The 20,429-nt window shown below is 74.9% G+C and carries 17 protein-coding genes; 9 read left to right on the top strand and 8 right to left on the bottom strand.

Annotated features, from left to right (window positions below):
• Positions 1-28 precede the first annotated feature (28 nt).
• From ACIQIB_RS03190 to ACIQIB_RS03180, 3 genes are all read left to right on the top strand, one after another.
• Positions 29-1,831 carry an IucA/IucC family protein gene (locus tag ACIQIB_RS03190; RefSeq protein ID WP_400756398.1) on the top strand — a complete coding sequence of 601 codons (1,803 nt, stop codon included), beginning with the start codon at positions 29-31 and terminating at the stop codon, positions 1,829-1,831.
• Positions 1,828-3,042: a type III PLP-dependent enzyme gene (locus tag ACIQIB_RS03185; RefSeq protein ID WP_400756396.1), complete on the top strand. Its 1,215-nt coding sequence runs from the start codon at positions 1,828-1,830 to the stop codon at positions 3,040-3,042. Before ACIQIB_RS03190 ends, ACIQIB_RS03185 begins: the two co-directional genes overlap by 4 nt.
• 152 nt (positions 3,043-3,194) lie before the next feature.
• On the top strand, positions 3,195-3,995 hold the full coding sequence (locus ACIQIB_RS03180; RefSeq protein ID WP_400650301.1) for an inositol monophosphatase family protein: 801 nt from the start codon (positions 3,195-3,197) through the stop codon (positions 3,993-3,995).
• A gap of 91 nt (positions 3,996-4,086) precedes the next feature.
• Here ACIQIB_RS03180 and ACIQIB_RS03175 read toward each other — a convergent pair whose 3' ends face one another.
• Positions 4,087-5,532 carry a pyridoxal phosphate-dependent decarboxylase family protein gene (locus ACIQIB_RS03175; RefSeq protein ID WP_400756597.1) on the bottom strand — a complete coding sequence of 482 codons (1,446 nt, stop codon included), beginning with the start codon at positions 5,530-5,532 and terminating at the stop codon, positions 4,087-4,089.
• A 74-nt stretch (positions 5,533-5,606) separates the two neighbouring features.
• Positions 5,607-6,989, bottom strand: a complete 1,383-nt coding sequence (locus ACIQIB_RS03170; protein WP_400649638.1) for a diaminobutyrate--2-oxoglutarate transaminase family protein — start codon at positions 6,987-6,989, stop codon at positions 5,607-5,609.
• A 159-nt stretch (positions 6,990-7,148) separates the two neighbouring features.
• Between ACIQIB_RS03170 and ACIQIB_RS03165 the strand changes: the two genes are divergently transcribed.
• On the top strand, positions 7,149-7,775 hold the full coding sequence (locus tag ACIQIB_RS03165; protein ID WP_400756394.1) for a class I SAM-dependent methyltransferase: 627 nt from the start codon (positions 7,149-7,151) through the stop codon (positions 7,773-7,775).
• 70 nt (positions 7,776-7,845) lie between these two features.
• On the opposite strand, the gene ACIQIB_RS03160 is transcribed toward ACIQIB_RS03165, so the two are convergent.
• Positions 7,846-8,586 carry a response regulator gene (locus ACIQIB_RS03160; protein WP_400756393.1) on the bottom strand — a complete coding sequence of 247 codons (741 nt, stop codon included), beginning with the start codon at positions 8,584-8,586 and terminating at the stop codon, positions 7,846-7,848.
• Complete coding sequence (locus ACIQIB_RS03155; RefSeq protein WP_400756391.1) at positions 8,583-10,223, bottom strand: ATP-binding protein; 1,641 nt, start codon at positions 10,221-10,223, stop codon at positions 8,583-8,585. Before ACIQIB_RS03155 ends, ACIQIB_RS03160 begins: the two co-directional genes overlap by 4 nt.
• 166 nt (positions 10,224-10,389) lie before the next feature.
• Here ACIQIB_RS03155 and ACIQIB_RS03150 point away from each other — a divergent pair, with 166 nt between their 5' ends.
• A complete protein-coding gene (locus ACIQIB_RS03150; protein ID WP_400756389.1) occupies positions 10,390-11,835 on the top strand; it encodes a cation:dicarboxylate symporter family transporter in 1,446 nt (481 codons plus the stop codon).
• 107 nt (positions 11,836-11,942) lie between these two features.
• Here ACIQIB_RS03150 and ACIQIB_RS03145 read toward each other — a convergent pair whose 3' ends face one another.
• Together ACIQIB_RS03145 and ACIQIB_RS03140 are read right to left on the bottom strand one after the other, a co-directional pair.
• Positions 11,943-12,908: a hypothetical protein gene (locus tag ACIQIB_RS03145; protein WP_400756388.1), complete on the bottom strand. Its 966-nt coding sequence runs from the start codon at positions 12,906-12,908 to the stop codon at positions 11,943-11,945.
• A 45-nt stretch (positions 12,909-12,953) separates the two neighbouring features.
• A complete protein-coding gene (locus ACIQIB_RS03140; RefSeq protein ID WP_400756387.1) occupies positions 12,954-13,559 on the bottom strand; it encodes an RNA polymerase sigma factor in 606 nt (201 codons plus the stop codon).
• Between the two features lie 302 nt (positions 13,560-13,861).
• Between ACIQIB_RS03140 and ACIQIB_RS03135 the strand changes: the two genes are divergently transcribed.
• Positions 13,862-14,233 (top strand): hypothetical protein, encoded by a 372-nt coding sequence (locus ACIQIB_RS03135; RefSeq protein WP_400649651.1) that lies wholly within the window; start codon positions 13,862-13,864, stop codon positions 14,231-14,233.
• A 264-nt stretch (positions 14,234-14,497) separates the two neighbouring features.
• On the opposite strand, the gene ACIQIB_RS03130 is transcribed toward ACIQIB_RS03135, so the two are convergent.
• Together ACIQIB_RS03130 and ACIQIB_RS03125 are read right to left on the bottom strand one after the other, a co-directional pair.
• Positions 14,498-15,859: a cytochrome P450 gene (locus tag ACIQIB_RS03130; protein ID WP_400756385.1), complete on the bottom strand. Its 1,362-nt coding sequence runs from the start codon at positions 15,857-15,859 to the stop codon at positions 14,498-14,500.
• A gap of 190 nt (positions 15,860-16,049) precedes the next feature.
• Positions 16,050-17,117: an RNA ligase (ATP) gene (locus tag ACIQIB_RS03125; RefSeq protein ID WP_400756383.1), complete on the bottom strand. Its 1,068-nt coding sequence runs from the start codon at positions 17,115-17,117 to the stop codon at positions 16,050-16,052.
• A gap of 333 nt (positions 17,118-17,450) precedes the next feature.
• Between ACIQIB_RS03125 and modA the strand changes: the two genes are divergently transcribed.
• From modA to ACIQIB_RS03110, 3 genes are all read left to right on the top strand, one after another.
• Positions 17,451-18,284, top strand: coding sequence for a molybdate ABC transporter substrate-binding protein (gene modA / locus ACIQIB_RS03120; RefSeq protein ID WP_400649656.1), 834 nt, complete (start codon positions 17,451-17,453; stop codon positions 18,282-18,284).
• 92 nt (positions 18,285-18,376) lie between these two features.
• Complete coding sequence (locus tag ACIQIB_RS03115) at positions 18,377-19,177, top strand: ABC transporter permease (RefSeq protein ID WP_363608683.1); 801 nt, start codon at positions 18,377-18,379, stop codon at positions 19,175-19,177.
• 100 nt (positions 19,178-19,277) lie between these two features.
• Positions 19,278-20,423, top strand: coding sequence for an ABC transporter ATP-binding protein (locus ACIQIB_RS03110; protein ID WP_400756382.1), 1,146 nt, complete (start codon positions 19,278-19,280; stop codon positions 20,421-20,423).
• The last annotated feature ends 6 nt before the right edge of the window (positions 20,424-20,429 follow it).

Below are 20,429 nucleotides of genomic sequence, written 5' to 3'. Positions count from 1 at the left end.
TCCCGTCCCGCAAGCGCTGGAGTCGCCGATGACCCACGAACTGCCGACCGCCGACCAGGCGGTGGCCCACACCCTGCTCAACTGCCTGCTGCGCGAGGTCTCCGCACCCGAGCGCCGGACCGCCGTCACCGACGGCCGGCTGCTGGTCCGGCTGCCCCGGCGGGGCGTCCGGCTGCGGATCACGCTGCGCCGCACCTCGCTGCTCGGCGCGCACCGCTTCACCGGCCCGGTGGAGGAGGAACGCCCGGACGGCTGGACCGAGCTGGACTGGCGTGAGCTGGCCGGGCACGTCCAGCACGAGCTGGAGCTGCGGACCGGAACGGTGAACGAGGAGTTCCTCGACCAGCTGGCGTCCAGCCATGACGGCGTGCGGGAGGGGCTGGAGAACCGACCACAACCCGGCACCGACCGCTACCTGGAGTCCGAGCAGGCCCTGCTGTTCGGCCATCGCTTCCACCCCGCCCCGAAGTCCCGCTCCGCCGCGCGCGGCGACTGGCGCGCCTACGCGCCGGAGTCCCGGGCCGTCTTCCGGCTGCATCACCTCGCCGTCCGGGAGGAACTGCTCGCGCACTCCTCGCTGGACGAGCGGGCCACCGCGCTGCTGGACGGACTGGGCGAGGCGCCCGCCGGTTACCGACTGCTGCCCGCCCACCCCTGGCAGTACCAGCTCCTCGCCGACCACCCGCTGTTGCGTGACGCGCTGGCCGGCGGGGAGATCCTGGACCTCGGGCCCGGCGGGGAACCGTTCACCGCCACCGCCTCGGTGCGCACCCTGCACGGCGCGGGCGCGTTCCTGAAGTTCAGCCTCAACGTCCGGATCACCAACTGCCTGCGCAAGAACGCCGCGTACGAGCTGACCGGCGCCGTCGCGCTCACCCGGCTGCTCGCCCCGGCGCTGGCCGACCTCGCCGAGCGCTTCCCGGACGCCGCGGTGCTGCGCGAACCGGCGTTCCGCACCCTCGCCCTGCCCGGCGCCGACGGCCGCCCGGACCAGGCGCTGTACGAGGGCTTCGGCCTGATCGTCCGGGAGGGCTTCGCCGGTGTGCTGCGGCCCGGCGTCACCCCGCTGCTCGCGGCCGCCGTCGCCGACGAGCACCCGACCAGCTCGGCGCACATCTCGCGGCTGCTCGGGCAGCGGGACGGCCCCGGGGGCGGGGAACGACGGGAGGACGGGCGGGTGGCGCTCGACTGGTGGAACGCCTATCTGCGGCTGCTGGTCCCACCCGTGCTGGCCGCCTACTTCGACCACGGCGTGGTGCTGGAGCCGCACCTGCAGAACGTGCTGATCGGTGTGGACGCGGCCGGGTGGCCCGCCCAGGTGATCTTCCGCGACCTGGAGGGCACCAAGCTCCTCCCCGAACGGAACGCCGCCCCGCTCGCCGTCCTGCCGCCCGAGGTGGCCGGGCCGATGGCGTACGACGCCGAGCGCGGCTGGGACCGCGTCGTCTACTGCCTACTGGTCAACCACATCGCCGAACTGCTGGCCGCGCTCGCCGACCGCCACCCCGCGCTGGAGGGCGCCCTCTGGGAGGCCGTCCGCCACACACTGGCACGGTACGCACACGCCCACGGCTGCCCGCCGAGGCTGCGCGCCCTGCTCGCCGGGGCGCCGCTGCCCGCCAAGGCCAACCTGCTCACCCGCTGGGAGCGCAAGGCGGACCGCGAGGCCGGGTACGTCCGGCTGCCGTCCCCGCTGGCCGGGCACGTCCTGGCGGGGGCCGCGCAGCCCCCGGGCCGGGACGCGCTCGCGGGCACTCGGCCCGTTCCCGCCACCGCCGTTCCCGCCACCGCGACCGCCCCCGTTCCCGCTGCCGCAGGGAGTGCCCGATGACCGAGGCCGTCCGCCGGCACGTGGCCGGCCTCGCGCCGGAGGCGCTGCCCGCCTACGTCTACGACCTGGCGGCGCTGCGCGCGCACGCCGCCGCCGTCCGGGCCGCGCTGCCCCGGCGGGTCGAGCTGTACTACGCCGCCAAGGCCAACCCCGAGGCCCCCCTGCTGACCGCGCTACGGGACACCGTGGACGGCTACGAGGTCTCCAGCGGAGGCGAGTTGGCCCATGTCCGGGCGAGTGTGCCGGGCGCCCGGCTGGCGTTCGGCGGCCCGGGCAAGACGCCCGCCGAGATCGCCGCCGCCGTGGCCGCCGGGGTGCACCGCTGGCACGTCGAGAGCGAGCAGGAGCTGCACCGGCTGGCCGCCGTCCTGGCCGGGCGGCCGCAGACCGTGGTGGACGTGCTGCTGCGGGTCAACCTGCCGGTGGCGACGGGCACGCTCGCCTCGGTGGCGCTGGCGATGGGCGGGCGGCCGACCCCGTTCGGGCTGGACCCGGAGCGGGCCGAGGAGTGCGTCCGGCTGCTCGCCGGGCCGCTCGGACGGCGGCTGCGGCTGCGCGGTGTGCACGCCCACCTGGCCAGCGGGCTGGCCGCCGGGGAGCAGCTGGCCCTCGCCGAGCGGATCGTCGGCTGGTCGGCCGCGCTGGCCACCCGGCACGGGTTCGTCCTGGACGAGGTCAACGTGGGCGGCGGCATGGCCGTGGACTACGCCGACCCGGCCGCCCGCTTCGACTGGACGGCCTTCGGCGCGGGCCTGGCCGGACTTCTCGACCGCCACCCCGGCCTGACCCTGCGGATCGAGCCGGGGCGCGCGCTGACCTCCTACTGCGGCTGGTACGCCACCGAGGTCCTGGACGTGAAGCGGAGCCACGGCGAGGACTTCGCGGTGGTCCGCGGCGGCACCCACCATCTGCGCACCCCCGCCACCCGCGGCCACGACCAGCCGTTCTCGGTGCTGCCGGTGCCGGACTGGCCCCACCCCTGGCCGCGGCCCGCCGTCACCACCGGCCGGGCCACCCTGGCCGGTCAGCTCTGCACCCCGAAGGACGTGCTCGCCCGCGCCGCCCCGGCGGCGGACGGTCTGCGCACGGCGGACCGGGTGCTGTTCGCGATAGCCGGCGCGTACGGGTGGAACATCTCGCACCACGAGTTCCTGATGCACCCTCGCCCGGGCTTCCACTATCTGGACGGGGCGGCCACCGGGGACGGCTGACGGCACAGCCGGGAGGCTGCCGGGGGCTGCCGAGGACACCGGCGGAGCCCGGCGCGGGGCCGCGACGCGCGCCCCGCCGAGGGGGCTGCCGCAGGTCACCACCGCACAGGCGTGCGAGAGTGGTAGGCAGCGAAGGGAGCGGGCACGTGCTGATGGACAAGGTGGCGGAGATCCTCGCCGAGGCGTCGGCCGAGGTGGTCGAGCCGCGGTTCCGGGCCCTGGCCGCGGGCGAGGTGATGGAGAAGGCCCCCGGCGACCTCGTGACCATAGCCGACCGCGAGGCCGAGGTGATCATCGAGCGGCGGCTGCGCGAGCTGCTGCCCGTCCCGGTGGTCGGCGAGGAGGCCGTCGCCGCCGACCCGGCCCTCGCACAGGCCCTGCACTCGGAGCCCGCCGTCTGGCTGGTGGACCCGGTCGACGGCACGTCGAACTTCATCGCCGGGCGCCCCGACTACGCCGTGATGGCCTCGCTGGTGCGCGCCGGGCAGACCGTCGCCGCGTGGATCTGGCAGCCGGTCACCGCCACCTGCTACAGCGCCGAACTGGGCGCCGGCGCCTGGCGGAACGGCCACCGGCTGACCCGGACCCCGGCACCCGCCGTGCCCGCCAAGTGGCGCGGCTCGGTGAAGAGCCGCTACCTCGACCCGGCGTCGCACCGCCGGCTCCAGACCAGCGCCGCGGCGGCCTTCGGCGAGCTCACGCCCGGCCGGAACGCCGCCGGGATCGAGTACCCGGACCTCGTCGAGGGAGCGCTGGACTTCATCCTCTACTGGCGCACCCTGCCGTGGGACCACGCCCCCGGTTCGCTGCTGGTCACCGAGTCCGGCGGGGTCTCCGCCCGGCTGGACGGCAGCCCGTACCGGCCGGAGGCGCCGGGCGGCGAGGACGGCCTGCTGGTCGCCGCCGACCAGGAGACCTGGGAGCAGACCCGGGCCGTCCTGTTCGGGGAGTAGCGCCCGCCTGGCCCCGGCCCGCTCGAACCACCGGCCCGCCCGGACCACCGGCCAACCGCCGCCGCGCGGACGTGGTCGCGGCGGCCCCGCGTCACCCCGCCCCGGCCTCCCGGCCTGCCCGGACCACCTCGTGCAGCAGCGCGCCCACGTCGGCCGGGGTGGTGTGCGGGTTGAGCAGCGTCAGCTTCAGCCGGACCCGGCCGGGGCCCTCGCCCGGCAACTCGGTACGGCCGACCACGGCCCGGCCGGTGCGCAGCAGCGCCCGGCGCAGGGCGCCGTTGAGCCGGTCCACGGCGACGGGGTCCCGCTCCCCCGGCGGGCGGTAGCGGAACACCACCGTGGTGAGGACGGGCTCGCCGTGCAGTTCCAGTTCGGGCTCGGCGCGGACGGCCTCGGCCGTGTCGAGGGCGAGTTCGTGGCAGGCGTCGACCAGCCTGCCCAGGCCGTCCCGGCCGAGCGTGCGCAGGGTGACGGCGATCTTGAAGGCGTCGGCCCGCCGGGTGGTGCGCAGTGAGCGGCCGAGCAGGCTGGGGTAGCCGGCCTGCTCGTCGTCGGCCGGGTTGAGGTACTCGGCGCGGCGGGCGAGCGAGACGTAGCTCTCGGCGCGGCGGGTCAGGAAGATCCCGGCGGCGGCGGGCTGCCAGCCGAGCTTGTGCCAGTCGAGGGAGACGGAGTCGGCGCGGGCGATGCCGTCCAGCAGCGGGGCGAGCCGCGCGGAGAGCAGCGCGCCGCCCCCGTACGCGGCGTCCACGTGCAGCCAGGCACCGTAGCGGGCGGCGAGGTCGGCGGCGGTGTGCAGCGGGTCGATCGCGCCGGTGTCGGTGGTGCCGGCGGTGGCGACGACGGCGATCGGGGTCTGCCCGGCCCAGCTGGTTTCGGCCAGGGCGCGTTCCAACGCGGCCGGGTCCATGCGCAGTTCGCGGTCGACCGGGACGGGGACGACGGCGCGTTCGCCGAGACCGAGCAGGGCGGCGGCGCGCTGGACGGAGAAGTGCGCTGCGCGGGAGGCGATGATCCGGGGGGTCACACCCGCCGGGATGCCGTCCAACTCGACGATGCCGTCGAGTTTCTGGTCCCTGGCCAGCATCAGGCCCATCAGGTTGGACTCGGTGCCGCCGGAGGTGAGCACGCCGGTTGCGCGGGCCGGGTCGTAGCCGACCAGGACGGCGAGTTCGGCGATCAGCGCGGTCTCCAGCGCGGTGGCGGCGGGGGCCTGGTCCCAGGAGTCCTGGGAGGGGTTGAGGGCGCTGACCGCGAGGTCGGCGGCGGCCGCGACGGCGAGCGGTGGGCAGTGCAGGTGGGCGGCGCAGGCCGGGTCGGCGGGGTCGGCGGCGCCGTGGGCCAGCAGTTCGGTGAGGCGGGCGAGCGCGCCCCGGCCGTGGGCGCCGGCCAGGGTCTCGGTGACCAGCGCGGCGATCGCGGCCGGGCTGCCGGCGGGCAGCGGACCGCCGCGCCGGGCGGCCCCGGTGTCGAGCGCGTCCAGCACCGTGGCCAGCAGCGGCCCGAGCGCGGCGGGGCCTGCGACACCGCCGGCCAGAGCGTCGAGCGGGGTGTCGACCGGGCCGAGGTCCGCCGGCGGGGATCCGTCGAGGCGGGGCTCGTCGGGGGCCGTCACCGGGTTTCCCCGGAGGCGGCCCGGATGGCGTCGGCGAGCCGGTCGAGGACCGCGGCGACCTGCTCGTCGGTGATGGTGAGCGGCGGGAGCAGGCGCAGTACGGCGTCGTGGCGGCCGCCGAGTTCGACGATCAGGCCGCGGGCCAGGCAGGCCTCGCGGACCCTGACGGCGAGGGCGGGCGCGGCCGGGCGGGCTCCGCAGGCGTCCGGTTCGGCGTCCGGGTCGACGAGTTCGACGCCGAGCATCAGCCCGCGGCCGCGGACGTCGCCGATCACCGGCAGTTCGTCGGCGAGGGCCCGCAGCCACCCGGTCATCCTGGCGCCGACCAGGGCGGCGCGCTCGGCCAGGCCGTGGGCGGCGACGTACCGGAGGGTGGCCGCGCCGGCTGCCATGGCGAGGGTGTTGCCGCGGAAGGTGCCGGTGTGCGCGCCGGGCCGCCAGCCGTCGTAGTCCTCGCGGTAGACCACGACCGCGAGCGGGAGGCTGCCGCCGATCGCCTTGGAGAGCACCATCGCGTCGGGGACGATCCCGCTGTGCTCGACCGCCCACATCGCGCCGGTGCGGCCGACGCCGGTCTGCACCTCGTCCACGATCAGCGGGATGCCGCGCTCGGCGGTGATCCGGCGCATCGCGCGCAGCCAGCCGTCGGGGGCGGGAACGACGCCGCCCTCGCCCTGGACCACCTCCAGGACCATCGCGGCGGGCTTGACCACCCCGCCCGAGGGGTCGTCCAGCAGCCGTTCGGCATAGGTCGCGGCGAGGTCCGCGCCGGTCTCGCCACCGACGCCGAACGGGCAGCGGTAGCCGTACGGGTAGGGCAGCCGGACCACCTCCCCGCCGCCGGGGAGCGGCTCCTTGACGGCGACGTTGCCGGTCAGCGCGAGGGCCCCGGCCGTCATGCCGTGGTAGGCGCCGGTGAAGGCGAGGGCGCCGGAGCGGCCGGTGGCGGTCTGCATCAGCTTGAGCGCGGCCTCGACGGCGTCCGTCCCGGCGGGGCCGCAGAAGTGCACCCGGGCGTGCTCGCCGAAGCCCTTCGGCAGGCTCTCGAACAGGGCGGTGGTGAAGTCGTCCTTCTCGGCGGTGGCGAGGTCCAGCAGGTGCAGCGGCGCTCCGCTGTCGAGGGTGCGGCGGATCGCTTCCAGCACCACGGGGTGGTTGTGGCCGAGCGCGAGGGTGCCGGCGCCGGAGAGGCAGTCCAGGTAGCGGCGGCCGTCGGCACCTTCGACGGTCATGCCGTTGGCGCGCACGGGGACGATCGGGAACGAGCGGGCGTAGGTACGGGCGGCGGACTCGCGGACGCGCTGGCGGCGCAGGATGGCGTCGCCCGGGGCCTGGGCGGGGACGGCGGGCCCGGTGGCGGGCTCAGCGGCGAGCGTCAAGGCATACTCCCAGTCAAGTTAGGTAAGCCTAACTTTACCGACCGTTGGTGTCGGCTCCCCCCACAGACAGCGAGAACCACCCTGGCGAGTGACACGAACCCCGCTTCTCCAACGAGCGACCGCCCTGGTGGTTACGGCCCGCGCGCTACTCTTCCGGGCATGCCGCAGCTGCCCCCGTCCTCGCCGTACGATGCCGAACTCGCCCGGACCCGCGAGTTCTTCGCCACCCGCGCCGCCGACTGGGACGCCCGCTTCCCCGACGACGGCCCGCGCTACGCGGCCGCGATCGCCGAACTCGGCCTGCGGCCCGGGCAGTCCGTCCTCGACGCGGGCTGCGGCACCGGCCGCGCCCTGCCCCTGCTGCGCGCGGCGGTCGCCGCCGAGGGCCGGGTGTTCGGCGCCGACGTCACCCCCGAGATGCTCCAGCAGGCCGCCACCCGCCACCCCGGTACCGCCACCCTGCTGCTCGCCGACTGCGCCCGGCTGCCGCTGCCCGGCGCCGCCCTGGACGCCGTGTTCGCGGCCGGCCTGATCTCCCACCTCCCCGACCCGGCCCGCACCCTGCGCGAACTCGCCCGCGTCACCCGCCCCGGCGCCGTCCTCGCCCTGTTCCACCCCGTCGGCCGCGCCGCCCTCGCCGCCCGCCACGGCCGCGCCCTCACCCCCGACGACCTGCGCGCCGAACCCCGCCTGCGCCCCCTCCTCGCTGCCGCCGGCTGGCACCTGGACAGCTACACGGACCGGGACGACCGGTACCTCGCCCTGGCGACCCGGGTCCACCCGTAGTCGGCACCGGCGGCGGCACGGTCGCACGTCCGGGTCCGGGGCGGTCGCCCCGGGCGGCGGCCTCCGGGGCTCACCTGCCCCGCCAGCGGTAGCAGAGCTCGGGGCGGCCCACCGTGCCGTACTGGGGTTCGCGGACGGCGAGGCCGGTGTCGACGAGGTGTTCCAGGTAGCGGCGGGCGGTGATCCGGGAGACGCCGGCCTCGGTGCCGGCCGCGGCCGCGGAGAGGCCGGTGACGGCCTCGCGCAGGACGGTGGCGACGGTGTCCAGAGTGGGGGCGCTGAGACCCTTGGGCAGGTCGGTGCGCTCGGGGGTGCGGAGCAGCGCGAGGGCCTGGTCGACCTCGTCCTGGCCGGTGGCCTCGCCGGTACGGCCCAGGCTGTCGCGGTAGCGGGCGTAGCGCTCCAGGCGGTCGTGCAGGGCGGCGCCGCTGAAGGGTTTCAGCAGGTACTGGACGACCCCCGCCGAGACCGCCTGGCGGACCATGGCCAGGTCGCGGGCGGAGGTGACGGCGATGATGTCGGTGGTGTGGCCGGCGGCGCGCAGGCCGCGGCAGAGCTGGAGCCCGTGGCCGTCCGGCAGGTAGAGGTCGAGCAGGGTGAGGTCGACGGGCGTCCCGGCGGCGCGGGCCCGGTCCAGGAAGCGCAGGGCGTCGGCGCAGCTGTGCACCGTCCCGGCGGCGCGGAAGCCCGGTTCGCGCTCGACGTACAGGGTGTGGGCGGCCGCGGCCACCGGGTCGTCCTCGACCACCAGGACGGAGATCGCGGGCGGTCCGGCCGGCGTCGGCGGCACGGCGGGAGGTGCGGGGGTCACCGGGCCACCGCCGGCTGCGGCCGGGCGGCCGGGGTGAGCGGCAGCCGGACGGTCAGCACCGCGCCGTGCTCGCGTCCGACCTCGACGGTGCCGCCGTTGCGCCGGACGGTCTGGGCGACCAGGGCGAGCCCGAGGCCGTGCCCGTGGGCGTCCCGCTTGGTGCTCCAGCCGCGCCGGAACACGTCGTCCACGGCGGCCGGGTCGATCCCGGCACCGGTGTCGGCGACCCGCAGCAGCAGGTGGCCGTCGTCGATCCGGGCGGTGACGGCGACCTCGGGCGGGGCGGGGTTCCCGGCGGCGCCGGCGACGGCCGCGTCCACCGCGTTGTCGAGCAGGTTGCCGAGGACGGTGATCAGATCGCGGTCGGAGAGGTCCGGCGGCAGCACACCGTCGTCGATGCGGCTGTCCTCGGTGAGGGTCAGGTCCACTCCCCGCTCGGCCGCCTGGGCGGCCTTGCCCAGCAACAGGGCGGCCAGTACGGGTTCGCCGACGGCGGCGACCACCCGGTCGGTGAGCTGCTGGGCGAGGGCGAGTTCGGCGGTGGCGAACTCCACCGCCTGTTCGTGGCGGCCGAGTTCGATCAGTGAGACGACGGCGTGCAGCCGGTTGGCGGCCTCGTGCGCCTGTGCGCCGAGCGCTTCGGTGAAGCCCCGGACGGAGTCCAACTCGCCACTCAGGGACTGCAGTTCGGTGTGGTCGCGAAGGGTGACGACCCGGCCGAGGCCGGTGCCGATGACGGAGGTGTTGAGCACCACCACCCGCTCGGCGGTGAGGTGGACCTCGTCGCGCGCCGGCCCGGCGCCGAGCACGGCGTCGAGCAGCGCCTCCGGCAGGCCCAGACCGGCGATCGGCTGCCCATCCAATTCCCCTGACAGGCCGAGGAGTTCGCGGGCCGCGTCATTGCAGAGCACCACCCGGTGCCCACGGTCGAGCAGCACCAGGCCCTCGCGCACCGAGTGCAGGGTGGCCTGGTGGTACTCGTAGAGGTGGCTGAGTTCGGCCGGCCCCATGCCGTGGGTGTGCCGCCGCAGCCGGGCGTTGGCGAGGTAGGTGCCGAGCCCGCCGAGGGCGAGCGCGGCCACCGCGACACCGGCCAGGGCCAGCAGCGGCCCGCGCAGCTGGGCGGAGATGGACTGCACCGTGAGGCCCGCGCTGACCAGCGCGACCACCCGGCCCCGGTCGTCCAGCACGGGCGTGACGACGCGGACCGACGGGCCCAGCGTGCCGGTGTACGTCTCGCTGCGGGTCTCCCCCGCCAGCGCCCAGTCGATGTGCCCGAGGAAGGTCCTGCCGATCTGCCCGGGCAGCGGGTGGGTCCAGCGCACCCCGGCGGTGTCCATCACGGTGACGAAGGAGACCCCGGTGTCCGCCCGCACCTGCTCCGCGTACGGCTGGAGGAGCGCGGACGGGTCCGGCCCGGCGACGGCGGCCCGCACCGACGGGGAATCGGCGACCGCGCGGGCGACGGCGGTGACCTGGCGGCGGGCCGCGGCCTCGGTGCGGCCGGCGGTGAACAGGTAGGCGAGCACGGCGCCGCCCGCCACCACCGCGGCGACGATGACCACTTGGACGACGAAGAGCTGCCCGGCCAGACTGCGGACCAGCCGGCGCGGAGCGGGGAGGGTGCGCACGGACATGCCTGACAGTGTGCACCACACCCGGAGCAGAGCCGCCGGCCACCGCGTGCCGTGAACTCTATGAACACAAACGTGACCTTCGTCACGAGGCGGGCCCATAGTCGGAGCGGCCCACCACCCGAGGCCGCCAGGACTTGCCGGACGTGCAAGGGCGAAGGAGCCGCAGATGTCCATCACCGGAGTCGCAGGGCCGACCGGCCGGCCGGCCGGGGTCAGAGCGAAGGACCGCACCCACTACCTCTACCTCGCCGTGATCGCGTCGGTGGTCGCGGGCGTCGTGGTCGGACTGGCCGCGCCCGGCTTCGCGGTCGGCCTCAAGCCGGTCGGGACCGGCTTCGTCAACCTGATCAAGATGATGATCAGCCCGGTCATCTTCTGCACCATCGTGCTGGGCATCGGCTCGGTGACCAAGGCCGCCAAGGTCGGCAAGGTCGGCGGGCTCGCCCTCGGCTACTTCCTCACCATGTCGACCGTGGCGCTGGCCATCGGCCTGGCGGTCGGCAACCTGCTGGAGCCCGGCTCCGGCCTCCACCTCACCGCGGCGCTCGCCAAGTCCGGCCACGCCCAGGCCGCCGCCGGCGAGGCGCAGTCCACCACCGACTTCCTGCTCGGGATGATCCCGACCACCATGGTCTCGTCCCTCACCGAGGGCAAGGTGCTCCAGACCCTGCTGGTCGCGCTGCTGGCCGGCTTCGCCCTCCAGGCGATGGGCCCGGTCGGCGCCCCGGTGCTGCGCGGGATCGAGCACATGCAGCGGCTGGTGTTCCGCATCATGGCGATGATCATGTGGGTGGCACCGATCGGCGCGTTCGGCGCGATGGCCGCGGTGGTCGGGGCGACCGGCACGGCCGCGCTGAAGAGCCTCGCCGTGATCATGATCGGCTTCTACGTCACCTGCGCGCTGTTCGTGGTCGTGGTGCTCGGCGCGCTGCTGCGCCTGGTCGCCGGGGTGAACGTGTTCGCGCTGCTGCGCTACCTCGGCCGCGAGTTCCTGCTGATCCTCTCCACCTCCTCCTCGGAGAGCGCGCTGCCGCGGCTGATCGCCAAGATGGAACACCTGGGCGTCAGCCGCCCGGTGGTCGGCATCACGGTGCCGACCGGCTACAGCTTCAACCTGGACGGCACCGCGATCTACCTCACCATGGCGTCGATCTTCATCTCCGAGGCGATGGACAAGCCGATGTCGCTCGGCGAGCAGCTGTCGCTGCTGGTCTTCATGGTGATCGCCAGCAAGGGCGCGGCCGGGGTCACCGGCGCCGGCCTGGCCACCCTGGCGGGCGGGCTGCAGTCGCACAAGCCGGCGCTGGTGGACGGGGTCGGCCTGATCGTCGGCATCGACCGCTTCATGTCCGAGGCCCGGGCGCTGACCAACTTCGCCGGGAACGCCGTCGCCACCGTGCTGGTCGGGCAGTGGACCGGCGAGTTCGACCGGGAGCGCGCCCGGCAGGTGCTGGCGGGCGCGGTTCCGTTCGACGAGCGGACGCTGGTCGACGCGCACGGCCACCCGGGGGCGGACGCCCACGCGGGGTCCGGCGAAGCCGGTGTGCCCGGTGGGACCGACGTACCCGGCGGGGCCCAGCCGACGCCCGCGCCCACCCCGGCGGCCGCCTGAGCCTCCCCTTCTCCCCCGGTCCGGCGCCTCGCCCAACCCCCGAGCGGCGCCGGGCCGGGGGTTCGCGGTTGCGGCCCCGAAGGATGCCAGGGGCTGCCGGACCGGCCCTACAACTCCTCGGAGCCGCTGACCGCCCAGCTCAGGCCGGACGCCGGGTCCTCGACCGCGAGATGCAGATGACGCAGACCGTCCGCCGGGTCGCACCAGGTGAAGCAGCGCATCCGGGCCACCAGGGCGTTCACCTCGGCCCGGTCCGGCCCGTCGGCGCCGGCCATCGCGGCCAGCGCCCGCCAGAGGGCCAGCCGCCCGTGCGCCGAGCCGTGCGACCGGTCCGCGACGCCCGCATGGACCAGGGCCGGGTAGGCGGCAGCGAACGACAGGTACCCCCCGGTGACCCGCGCCCCCGGGGCGAGCTGTGCGACCGCCTGCGGCGCCGGCCCGCGTACGCAGGCCACCTCCGCCCAGTCCGCCCAGCCCACCAGTGCGGCCAGCGCCCTGGTCGCCCGCTGGCCACGCAGCCGGGCGCCCGGCGCGGGCAGTGTCACCGGGCCCAGCCCCTCCCGGGAGGCCGGGAGCGTGAGCAGCGCGCTGCACGAGCCACCGGACGGCAGGTACTCCCGGACCCGCGCGCCCTCGCCCCAGCCCGCCGACTCCCAGGGCTCCAGCAGCAACGGCACGCCCTCCGGGGCGGACTCGGCGCCGTACGAGAGGTCCTCGCCGATCAGCACCCGGGTGTGCGCGACCAGCCGGCGGACCGGCGCGGGGGTGAGCAGCGGGGCCAGCCGCAGCCACGAGTGCCGGGTCGCCAGCACCTCCCAGAGCGGCCCGGCATCGTGGTCGGCGACCCCGGCCGCGGTGCCCGGGCCACCGTCCGGGTCGAACAGCCGGACGGCCAGCTCGGGAGGGGCGGCGTAGGCGATCAGATGGCCGAGCGGCGCGGTCTCCACCCCCGCCCAGTCCTCACCGCCGCGTACGACGGCCGCCGCCCGGGCCTGCCGGTAGACACCCAGCAGTTCGGACCAGCGGCCCTCGCCGGCCAGGGCGCGGTGGCGTTGCTCCTCGTACGTGATCACGATTCGCAGCGTACGGGCCGGGGTGGCGGATCAGCTGACACATCGTCAGTTCGGTGCGTCGGGAGCTCTTTCGGCACCGGACGCCGGTCCGGGCCCGGGCCTGGGTCCGGGGTCAGGGCCGGGTTCGGGGCCAGGGCCGGGTTCGGGTTCGACGGCGGGTTCGCGGCCGCGTTCGTGTTCGTGTTCGTGTTCGAGGACGGCTCGGAGCCGCCCCAGGGCGCGGCGCCGGGTGACCGCCAGGGTGCTGCGGTGCACACCCAGCAGTTCGGCGGCCTCGTCGACGCTGTAGCCGTCGAGGTCGACCAGGACCACCACCCGGGCCTGCTTGACGGTCAGACAGCGCAGCAGCCGGACCACCTCCCAGTGCGCCTGCAGCTCCCCCACCCCGCCGCCGAAGGGATCGGCCGCACCGAACTCGGCCTCGACCGGCCCCGACAGGGCCGCCCGGCGGCGCTCCCGGCGCCACTGGTCGCGCACGATGTTCGCCATCGTGGTGAACACGTAGGCGTACGGCTGCGGATGGCCGAGGAAGTGCTCGGGGCGCCGGGCTATTCGCAGATACGCGTCGTGCACCACGTCACCGGCCGCGAACGAACTTCCGGTGAGCGAGGCGGCCGCCCGATGGAGCCGGGGCAGCAGCTCCGTGAACACCCGGTCGAAATCAGCCGCGCCGGGATTCGCGGCCCCAGGATCCGGGGCGCGACCGGGCACGCCTCCGGCGTCGCCGAAATCCGGCTCCCGCCCACCTGTGCACCGACCACTGAGCTCCATGCCGCTCCCCTCGGAAATCGGCACCCTGAAGGCCTAGTTGTGACACAGGTCACATCATAGTTCGTCGTCTCACTCTTCGCAGTCATTCGTGTGCATTGTGTTACCGGTCGGGTGGCGTCGGGGAATTCCGACCAGCACCGCACCCGGCCGGGACGAACCCCCATGAGCGAGGAGACAACGCCATGTCAGGTTGTATCGCCAGGACCTTCACCAAGCTCGGCGTGGTAGCCGTGGCCGCCCTCGGCGTGCTCGGCACCACCGCCCTGCCGGCCACCGCCGAGCCGGTCCCCGACCAGTCCATCACCGCCGGATCCGGCGTGACGACGGCCGACGCCATCGCCGCCTCCTACCACTGCGTGATCACCGCCAACTACGGCTGGCGCTGGGAAGGCAACTGCACGATCTACTCCGGCGAGTTGCGCACCATCACCTACTGCGCCAACGGCACCTCCACCACCGGCCTGTGGATCGGCGCGCGACCGCAGCCGTGGGCGGTCTGGGGCAACTGCCCGGGCTCCAGCTGGACCAGGATCGTCTTCCAGTCGCGCGGCTGAGCCGCGGGCGATCGGACGAGTGGAGACGAGCGAGGGGGTGCCGTCCCGGTGGGCGGCACCCCCTCCGCCCGCACCCCCCACCCCTTCCGCGCACACCGCACCACCCGGGGCGGGCCCACGCTCGAACGGGTCGACCCCGGCGCCACCCGGGAGGACGGCGAACAGATGACGACTTTCGTTATCTGTTATCCGACATCTGTTTTCTGTCATCTGTTTTCTGCCGGCCGCCACCTGTCAGCCGCCCGCCGCCCGTCTGTCAGCCTGTCAGCCCCGCGGCGTCAGCCGGATCCGCATCGGGCTGTCCGCCCGCAGGGTGATCCCCTGAGCGAGCGCCACCTCGTGGTCCACCGCCTCGATGTCGAAGTCGCGCAGCAGCACCCCCATCGCCAGCACCGCCTCCAGCATCGAGAAGTGCTGCCCGATGCACGCGCGAGGACCGCCGCCGAACGGGAACCAGGCGTAGCGGTGCCGCTCCTTCTCCCGGCCGGGCAGGAAACGGTCCGGATCGAAGCGGTCCGGGTCGGCCCAGTGGTCGGGGTGGCGGTGGGTGACCCACGGCGCGAGGATCACCTGCGCGCCCGCCGGGACGACGTGCCCGCCGATCACCGTCTCGGCCACCGAGCGCCGACCCATCAGCGCGGCCGCCGGATAGAGGCGCATCGCCTCCTTCAACACCTGGGTGATGTACGGCAGGGCCTCCAGATCGGCGGCGGTCGGCGACCGGCCGGTGAGCACCGCCTCCGCCTCGCGCTGGGCGCGGCGCTGCTCCTCCGGGTGCCGGGCGAGCAGGTGCAGCCCGAAGGCGAGCGAGGTCGCGGTGGTCTCATGCCCGGCCAGCAGGAAGATCAGGACCTGGTCCCGCAGTTCCGTCGGATCGAGGCCCGCGCCGTCCTCGCCCCGGGCCCGGGCGAGCAGTGCCAGCAGGTCGTCCGTCTCGACGGCCCCGGCCCGGGCCGACCGTTCGGCGATGATCTGGTCGCAGATCCCGTAGAGGTCACGCTGCGCCTCGGCGTTGCGCCGGTTGGCGGGCGTGGGCCAGGCGCGCGGAATGCGGACCGGGGAGAAACCCCGCTCGAGTATGTACTCGCCGAGCACCGGGAAGCTGCGGTGCACCACCTCCACCGCCGCCTCCACGTCGGAGCCGAAGAGGATCCTGGCGACGGCGCGCAGCGCGAACCGGGACATCTCGTCCGCCGCGTCCACCACACCGCCGGGCACCGCCCGCCAGCGTTCGGTGAGCGCATCCGCCTCCAGCGCGATGGCGTCCACATAGCCGTCCACCCGGCGGCGGGTGAACAGCGGCTGGATCAGCCGGCGCTGGCGCTGGTAGTCGTTGTCCTGGCTGGTCAGCAGGCCGTTGCCGATGCTGGTCCGCAGCTCGTCGTAGAAGCCGTTGTCCTTGCGGAAGTTGGCCGCCTCACCGGCGAGCACCTGGTGGGCGCCCTCCGGGGAGAACACCATGAAGAACTCGGCGCGGAGCCCGGGCGGTCCGGCGACGAAGCGGACCACGTCCCCGTAGTCGCGCCGGGCGGCGAGGTAGGTCTGCAGCGGGCGCCGGGTGAGGTCCAGCATCGACCCGATCAACGGGAGTCCGGACGGGCCGGGTATCTGGGCAGCGGTGGTCATCTGTCTCCTCCTCCAGTACCGTCCCCCGAACTTAACTGACTGGTAATCACATGGAGAAGGGCTCACAACGGCGGTCGCGGATCACCCACGACCGCCCCGCACGCCCCTGGCGTGCAGCGCCGGCGCCCGGCCGCGGCTCGTACATCAACCGGCATGTGCCGGCCCGGCCGCACACGCCCACCGGCTGCGCCTAGTCGTACTCGGTGCCGCCCTTGCGGGTCAGGTAGGCGTCGCTGACCACCTTGGCGATGGCCCGCCCGCCCACCACCGGACTCCAGCGCTCGGCCACCGGGCGGATCACCACGCCCTCCCGCAGGTGCAGCTCGCGCCCGGAGACGGTCTCCCGCCCCTGGGCCAGCGCCAGCACGGTGTCCGGGTCGAACGGCCCGCGCCACAGCTCGGGCACCAGCGGCAGCCGGCCGTCCAGCAGTTCGGCGGCCGGCAGCCAGCGCAACTGTCCGTCCAGCACCGCCGAGACGTCGAACGCGGCGTAACCGGGCAGCTCGGCGCGGCCGGACTCGCCGTAGGTGAGGTCCTGCACACCGGCGCCGAAGACCTCGCCGAAGATGCCGACCCGCTCGGCGCCGAGACGCTCCGCCAGCCGGGCGGCCACCGCCGGTAGGCCGTACGCCCGGACCGCCCGCCAGTACAGGTTCCGCTCGTCCTCGGCCAGCGCCAGCCCCTGGGCCCCGATGCCCTTGGACGACACCTGCACCTCGCCGGTGGCGGCGTGGTAGGTGACCAGGCAGCAGCTGCCGTGCAGCTTCTCGGTCAGCACCACCGGTTCGCCCGGCTCGAAGACGCCCGGGAAACGCTTGAGATTCTCCATGTCCACCCAGGGCAGCAGATCCGGCGCGCTCACCACGTCGCCGTTCATCGACGTCGGGACCGGCGGCTTCCACTTGGTGACGCCCAGCAGGTCGGCGAAGTCCTCGCCGCGCTCGGCGGCGGCCGCCAGGTCGGTGCCGGCCAGCGCGCCGGGACGGCAGACGATGCCCTGCGACAGTTCCCCGCGCAGCCGGACCGCCTTGACCCGGTCGGCGTTTCCGCCGGCCAGCCGTCCGGTCAGCCCCAACTCCTCGATCAGCGGGCCGGGCAGGACCGCCTGCTCGGGGATGTACACGGCGTAGTCGCCGCTGCGGTACGCGCCCTTGGCGACCACCGCCCGGTAGAGGCCGACCTGTGCGAGTTCCAGTGCGTCGGCGTTCGGGTGCGCCAGGATGGTCAGCCGCTCGGCGGTGACGCGCAGCGTGGACATGGGTGTACTCCTCCCCTTGGCTCGGCCGGTCGGCCGGCGGTGCGTACGGACGGTGACCACTGTCGCGCCCCGGGGCGCTTCGCCGCGACGGGTTTTCCAGGGCGGGGCTTCCGGGGGCGGGTCTTCCGTGAGCACGCTTCCGGGAGGCGGGGCTTCCGGGGGCGGCGCCGTTTGAGGCTCCCCACGGCGGGGCACTCGCCCTTGATGCACCCTGCCTGTGCAATGCGGCAGGCAAACTTTCACTCGTATTTGCGACACTATGATCGCCTTAATGGCCGCATCTGCAACCGAGTCCCCGCGCCCTTCCGGCGCGCCCAGGAGGGGAAACCACCGATGAGCACCCGTACGACCACCACGCGCAGAGTCGCCGTCGCCACCGCGGTGGCCCTCGCCCTCGGCCTCGGGGTCACCGCCTGCGGCAGCGACGGCGGCAGCAAGAGCTCGGGCGACACGGGCGCCTCCGCCAGCGGGTCGGCCGGCACCCCGAAGGCCTCCGGCGAGATCAACGTCTTCGCCGCCGCCTCGCTCAAGGAGAGCTTCACCGAACTCGGCAGGAAGTTCGAGGCCGCCAACCCGGGCGCCAAGGTCAAGTTCAACTTCGGCGGCAGTTCCGGCCTCGCCACCAGCATCAACTCCGGCGCCCCCGCCGACGTCTTCGCCGCCGCGAGCCCGGCCACCATGAAGACCGTCACCGACGCGGGCGGGGTCAGCGGCGAGTCGAAGACCTTCGTCAAGAACACGCTCACCATCGCCGTCCCCAAGGGCAACCCCAAGCACATCGCGGGCCTGGGCGACCTGACCGCACCCGGCGTCAAGGTCGCGCTGTGCGCAAAGGAGGTGCCCTGCGGCGCCGCCGCCCTGACCGCGCTCAAGGCCGGCAACGTGAACCTGACCCCGGTCACCCTGGAGCAGGACGTCAAGGGCGCGCTCACCAAGGTCGAGCTGGGCGAGGTCGACGCCTCCCTGGTGTACAAGACCGATGTGAAGGCCGATGCTGCGAAGATCGACGGCGTGGACTTCCCCGAGGCCGACAAGGCCGTGAACGACTACCCGATCGCCGCGCTGGCCAAGGCCCCGAACAAGGACGGCGCCGCCGCCTTCGTCGCCTACATCGAGTCGCCCGAGGCCACGCAGGTACTCACCGCGGCGGGCTTCCAGGCACCGTGAGCGGACGCACCACCGGGACCACCGGTGCCACCGGCACCGGTGGCACCGGCCACAACACCGGCACCGGCGGCGCGGCGCACCCAGGGAAGGGGATGCCGCGCCGACGGCGGCGCCCACACCGCGTCCCGGTCGCGCTGCTGCTCCCGGCGCTGCTCGGGCTGGCGTTCCTGATCCTCCCGCTGGTCGGGCTCCTGGTCCGGGCACCCTGGAGCACGCTGTCCGACCAGCTCACCAGCGCCGAGGTCTGGGAGGCGCTGCGCCTCTCGCTGGTCTGCGCGACGGCGGCCACGGCGGTGTCGCTGCTGCTCGGGGTGCCGTTGGCCTGGCTGCTCGCGCGCACCGAGCTGCCCGGCCGCCGCGTCATCCGGGCGCTGGTCACCCTGCCGCTGGTGCTGCCACCGGTGGTCGGCGGTGTGGCGCTGCTGCTGGTCCTCGGCCGGCGCGGCATCGTCGGCTCCTGGCTGGACTCCGCCTTCGGCATCACGCTGCCCTTCACCACCACCGGCGTAGTGATCGCCGAGGCGTTCGTGGCGATGCCGTTCCTGGTGATCAGCGTCGAGGGCGCGCTGCGGGCCGCCGACCCTCGGTACGAGGAGGCCGCCGCGACCCTGGGCGCCTCCAGGCTGACCGCGTTCCGCCGGGTCACCCTGCCCCTGATCGCCCCCGGCATCGGTGCCGGCGCCGTACTGGCCTGGGCCCGCGCGCTCGGCGAGTTCGGCGCGACGATCACCTTCGCGGGCAACTTCCCGGGCAAGACCCAGACCATGCCGCTCGCCGTCTACCTCGCCATGGAGTCCGACCCGGAGGCCGCGATCGCGCTCTCGCTGGTGCTGCTGGTGGTCTCCATCGCCGTCCTGGTCGGGCTGCGCGACCGCTGGATGTCGACCCCGTGAGCGCCGCGCCGCCCGCGCCGCGGTGGCGGGCCGGACCACCCGGCCCGCCACCTCGCACACCCGCCCCCGCTCCGGCCCCCGCCCCTTGGACGCCCACCCCATGACGACCGCCCCCGCCGACACCCCGAGCGACCACACACCCGACGACCACACGCCCGACGACCGGGCACCCGACGGCCGGGCGCTCAACGGCCCGGCGCTCGACGCCCGGCTCCGGGTGGAACGCGCCGCCTTCACCCTCGACCTGGCCCTCACCGCCGCCCCCGGCGAGGTGGTCGCCCTGCTCGGACCGAACGGCGCCGGCAAGTCCACCGCGCTGCGCGCCCTCGCCGGGCTGCTCCCGCTCACCGGCGGCCACCTGCGGCTGGACGGCCGCGTCCTGGAGGACCCGGCGCAGCGGCTGCACACCCCCGCCGAGGAGCGTCCGGTCGGCGTGGTGTTCCAGGACTACCTGCTCTTCCCGCACCTCAGCGCCCTCGACAACGTCGCCTTCGGCCCGCGCTGCCAGGGCCGTCCCAAGCGCGAGGCCCGGGCCGAGGCGGCCGGCTGGCTGGAGCGGATGGGCCTGGCCGACCACGCGGGCGCCCGCCCCGGCCGCCTCTCCGGCGGCCAGGCGCAGCGGGTGGCACTCGCCCGGGCGCTGGCCGTACGGCCGCGGCTGCTGCTGCTGGACGAGCCGCTGGCGGCCCTGGACGCCCGCACCCGGCTCGATGTCCGCGCCCAACTCCGGCGCCATCTGGCCGAGTTCGAGGCGGTGGCGGTGCTGGTGACGCACGACCCGCTGGACGCGATGGTGCTGGCCGACCGGCTGGTGGTGATCGAGGGCGGCCGCGAGGTGCAGTCCGGCAGCCCCGCCGAGATCGCCCGGCGTCCGCGCACCGACTACATCGCCCGCCTGGTCGGCCTCAACCTCTACCAGGGCACGGCGGACGGCCACCGGGTGACGCTGGCCGACGGCCCCGTGCTGGCCACCACCGAGGAGCTGACCGGCCCCGCCTTCGTGGCGTTCCCGCCGTCCGCCGTCACGCTGCACCGGGAGCGACCGCAGTCCAGCGCGCGCAACGTCTGGGAGCTCCAGGTCGCGGGCCTGGACCTGCACGGCGACCAGGTCCGCGCCGACCTGGCCGGTGACCTGCCGATGGCCGCCGACCTGACCCCGGCCGCCGCCGCCGAGCTCGATCTCGCCCCCGGCACCACCGTCTGGGCCTCGGTCAAGGCCGCCCAGACCCACGCGTACCCCGCCTGAGCACCC

The sequence above is a fragment of the Kitasatospora sp. NPDC092286 genome (genome assembly GCF_044755565.1).
Lineage (GTDB): Bacteria > Actinomycetota > Actinomycetes > Streptomycetales > Streptomycetaceae > Kitasatospora.
The sequence above is the reverse complement of the archived record's forward strand: the minus strand, read 5'-3'. Positions and strand labels throughout refer to the sequence as shown.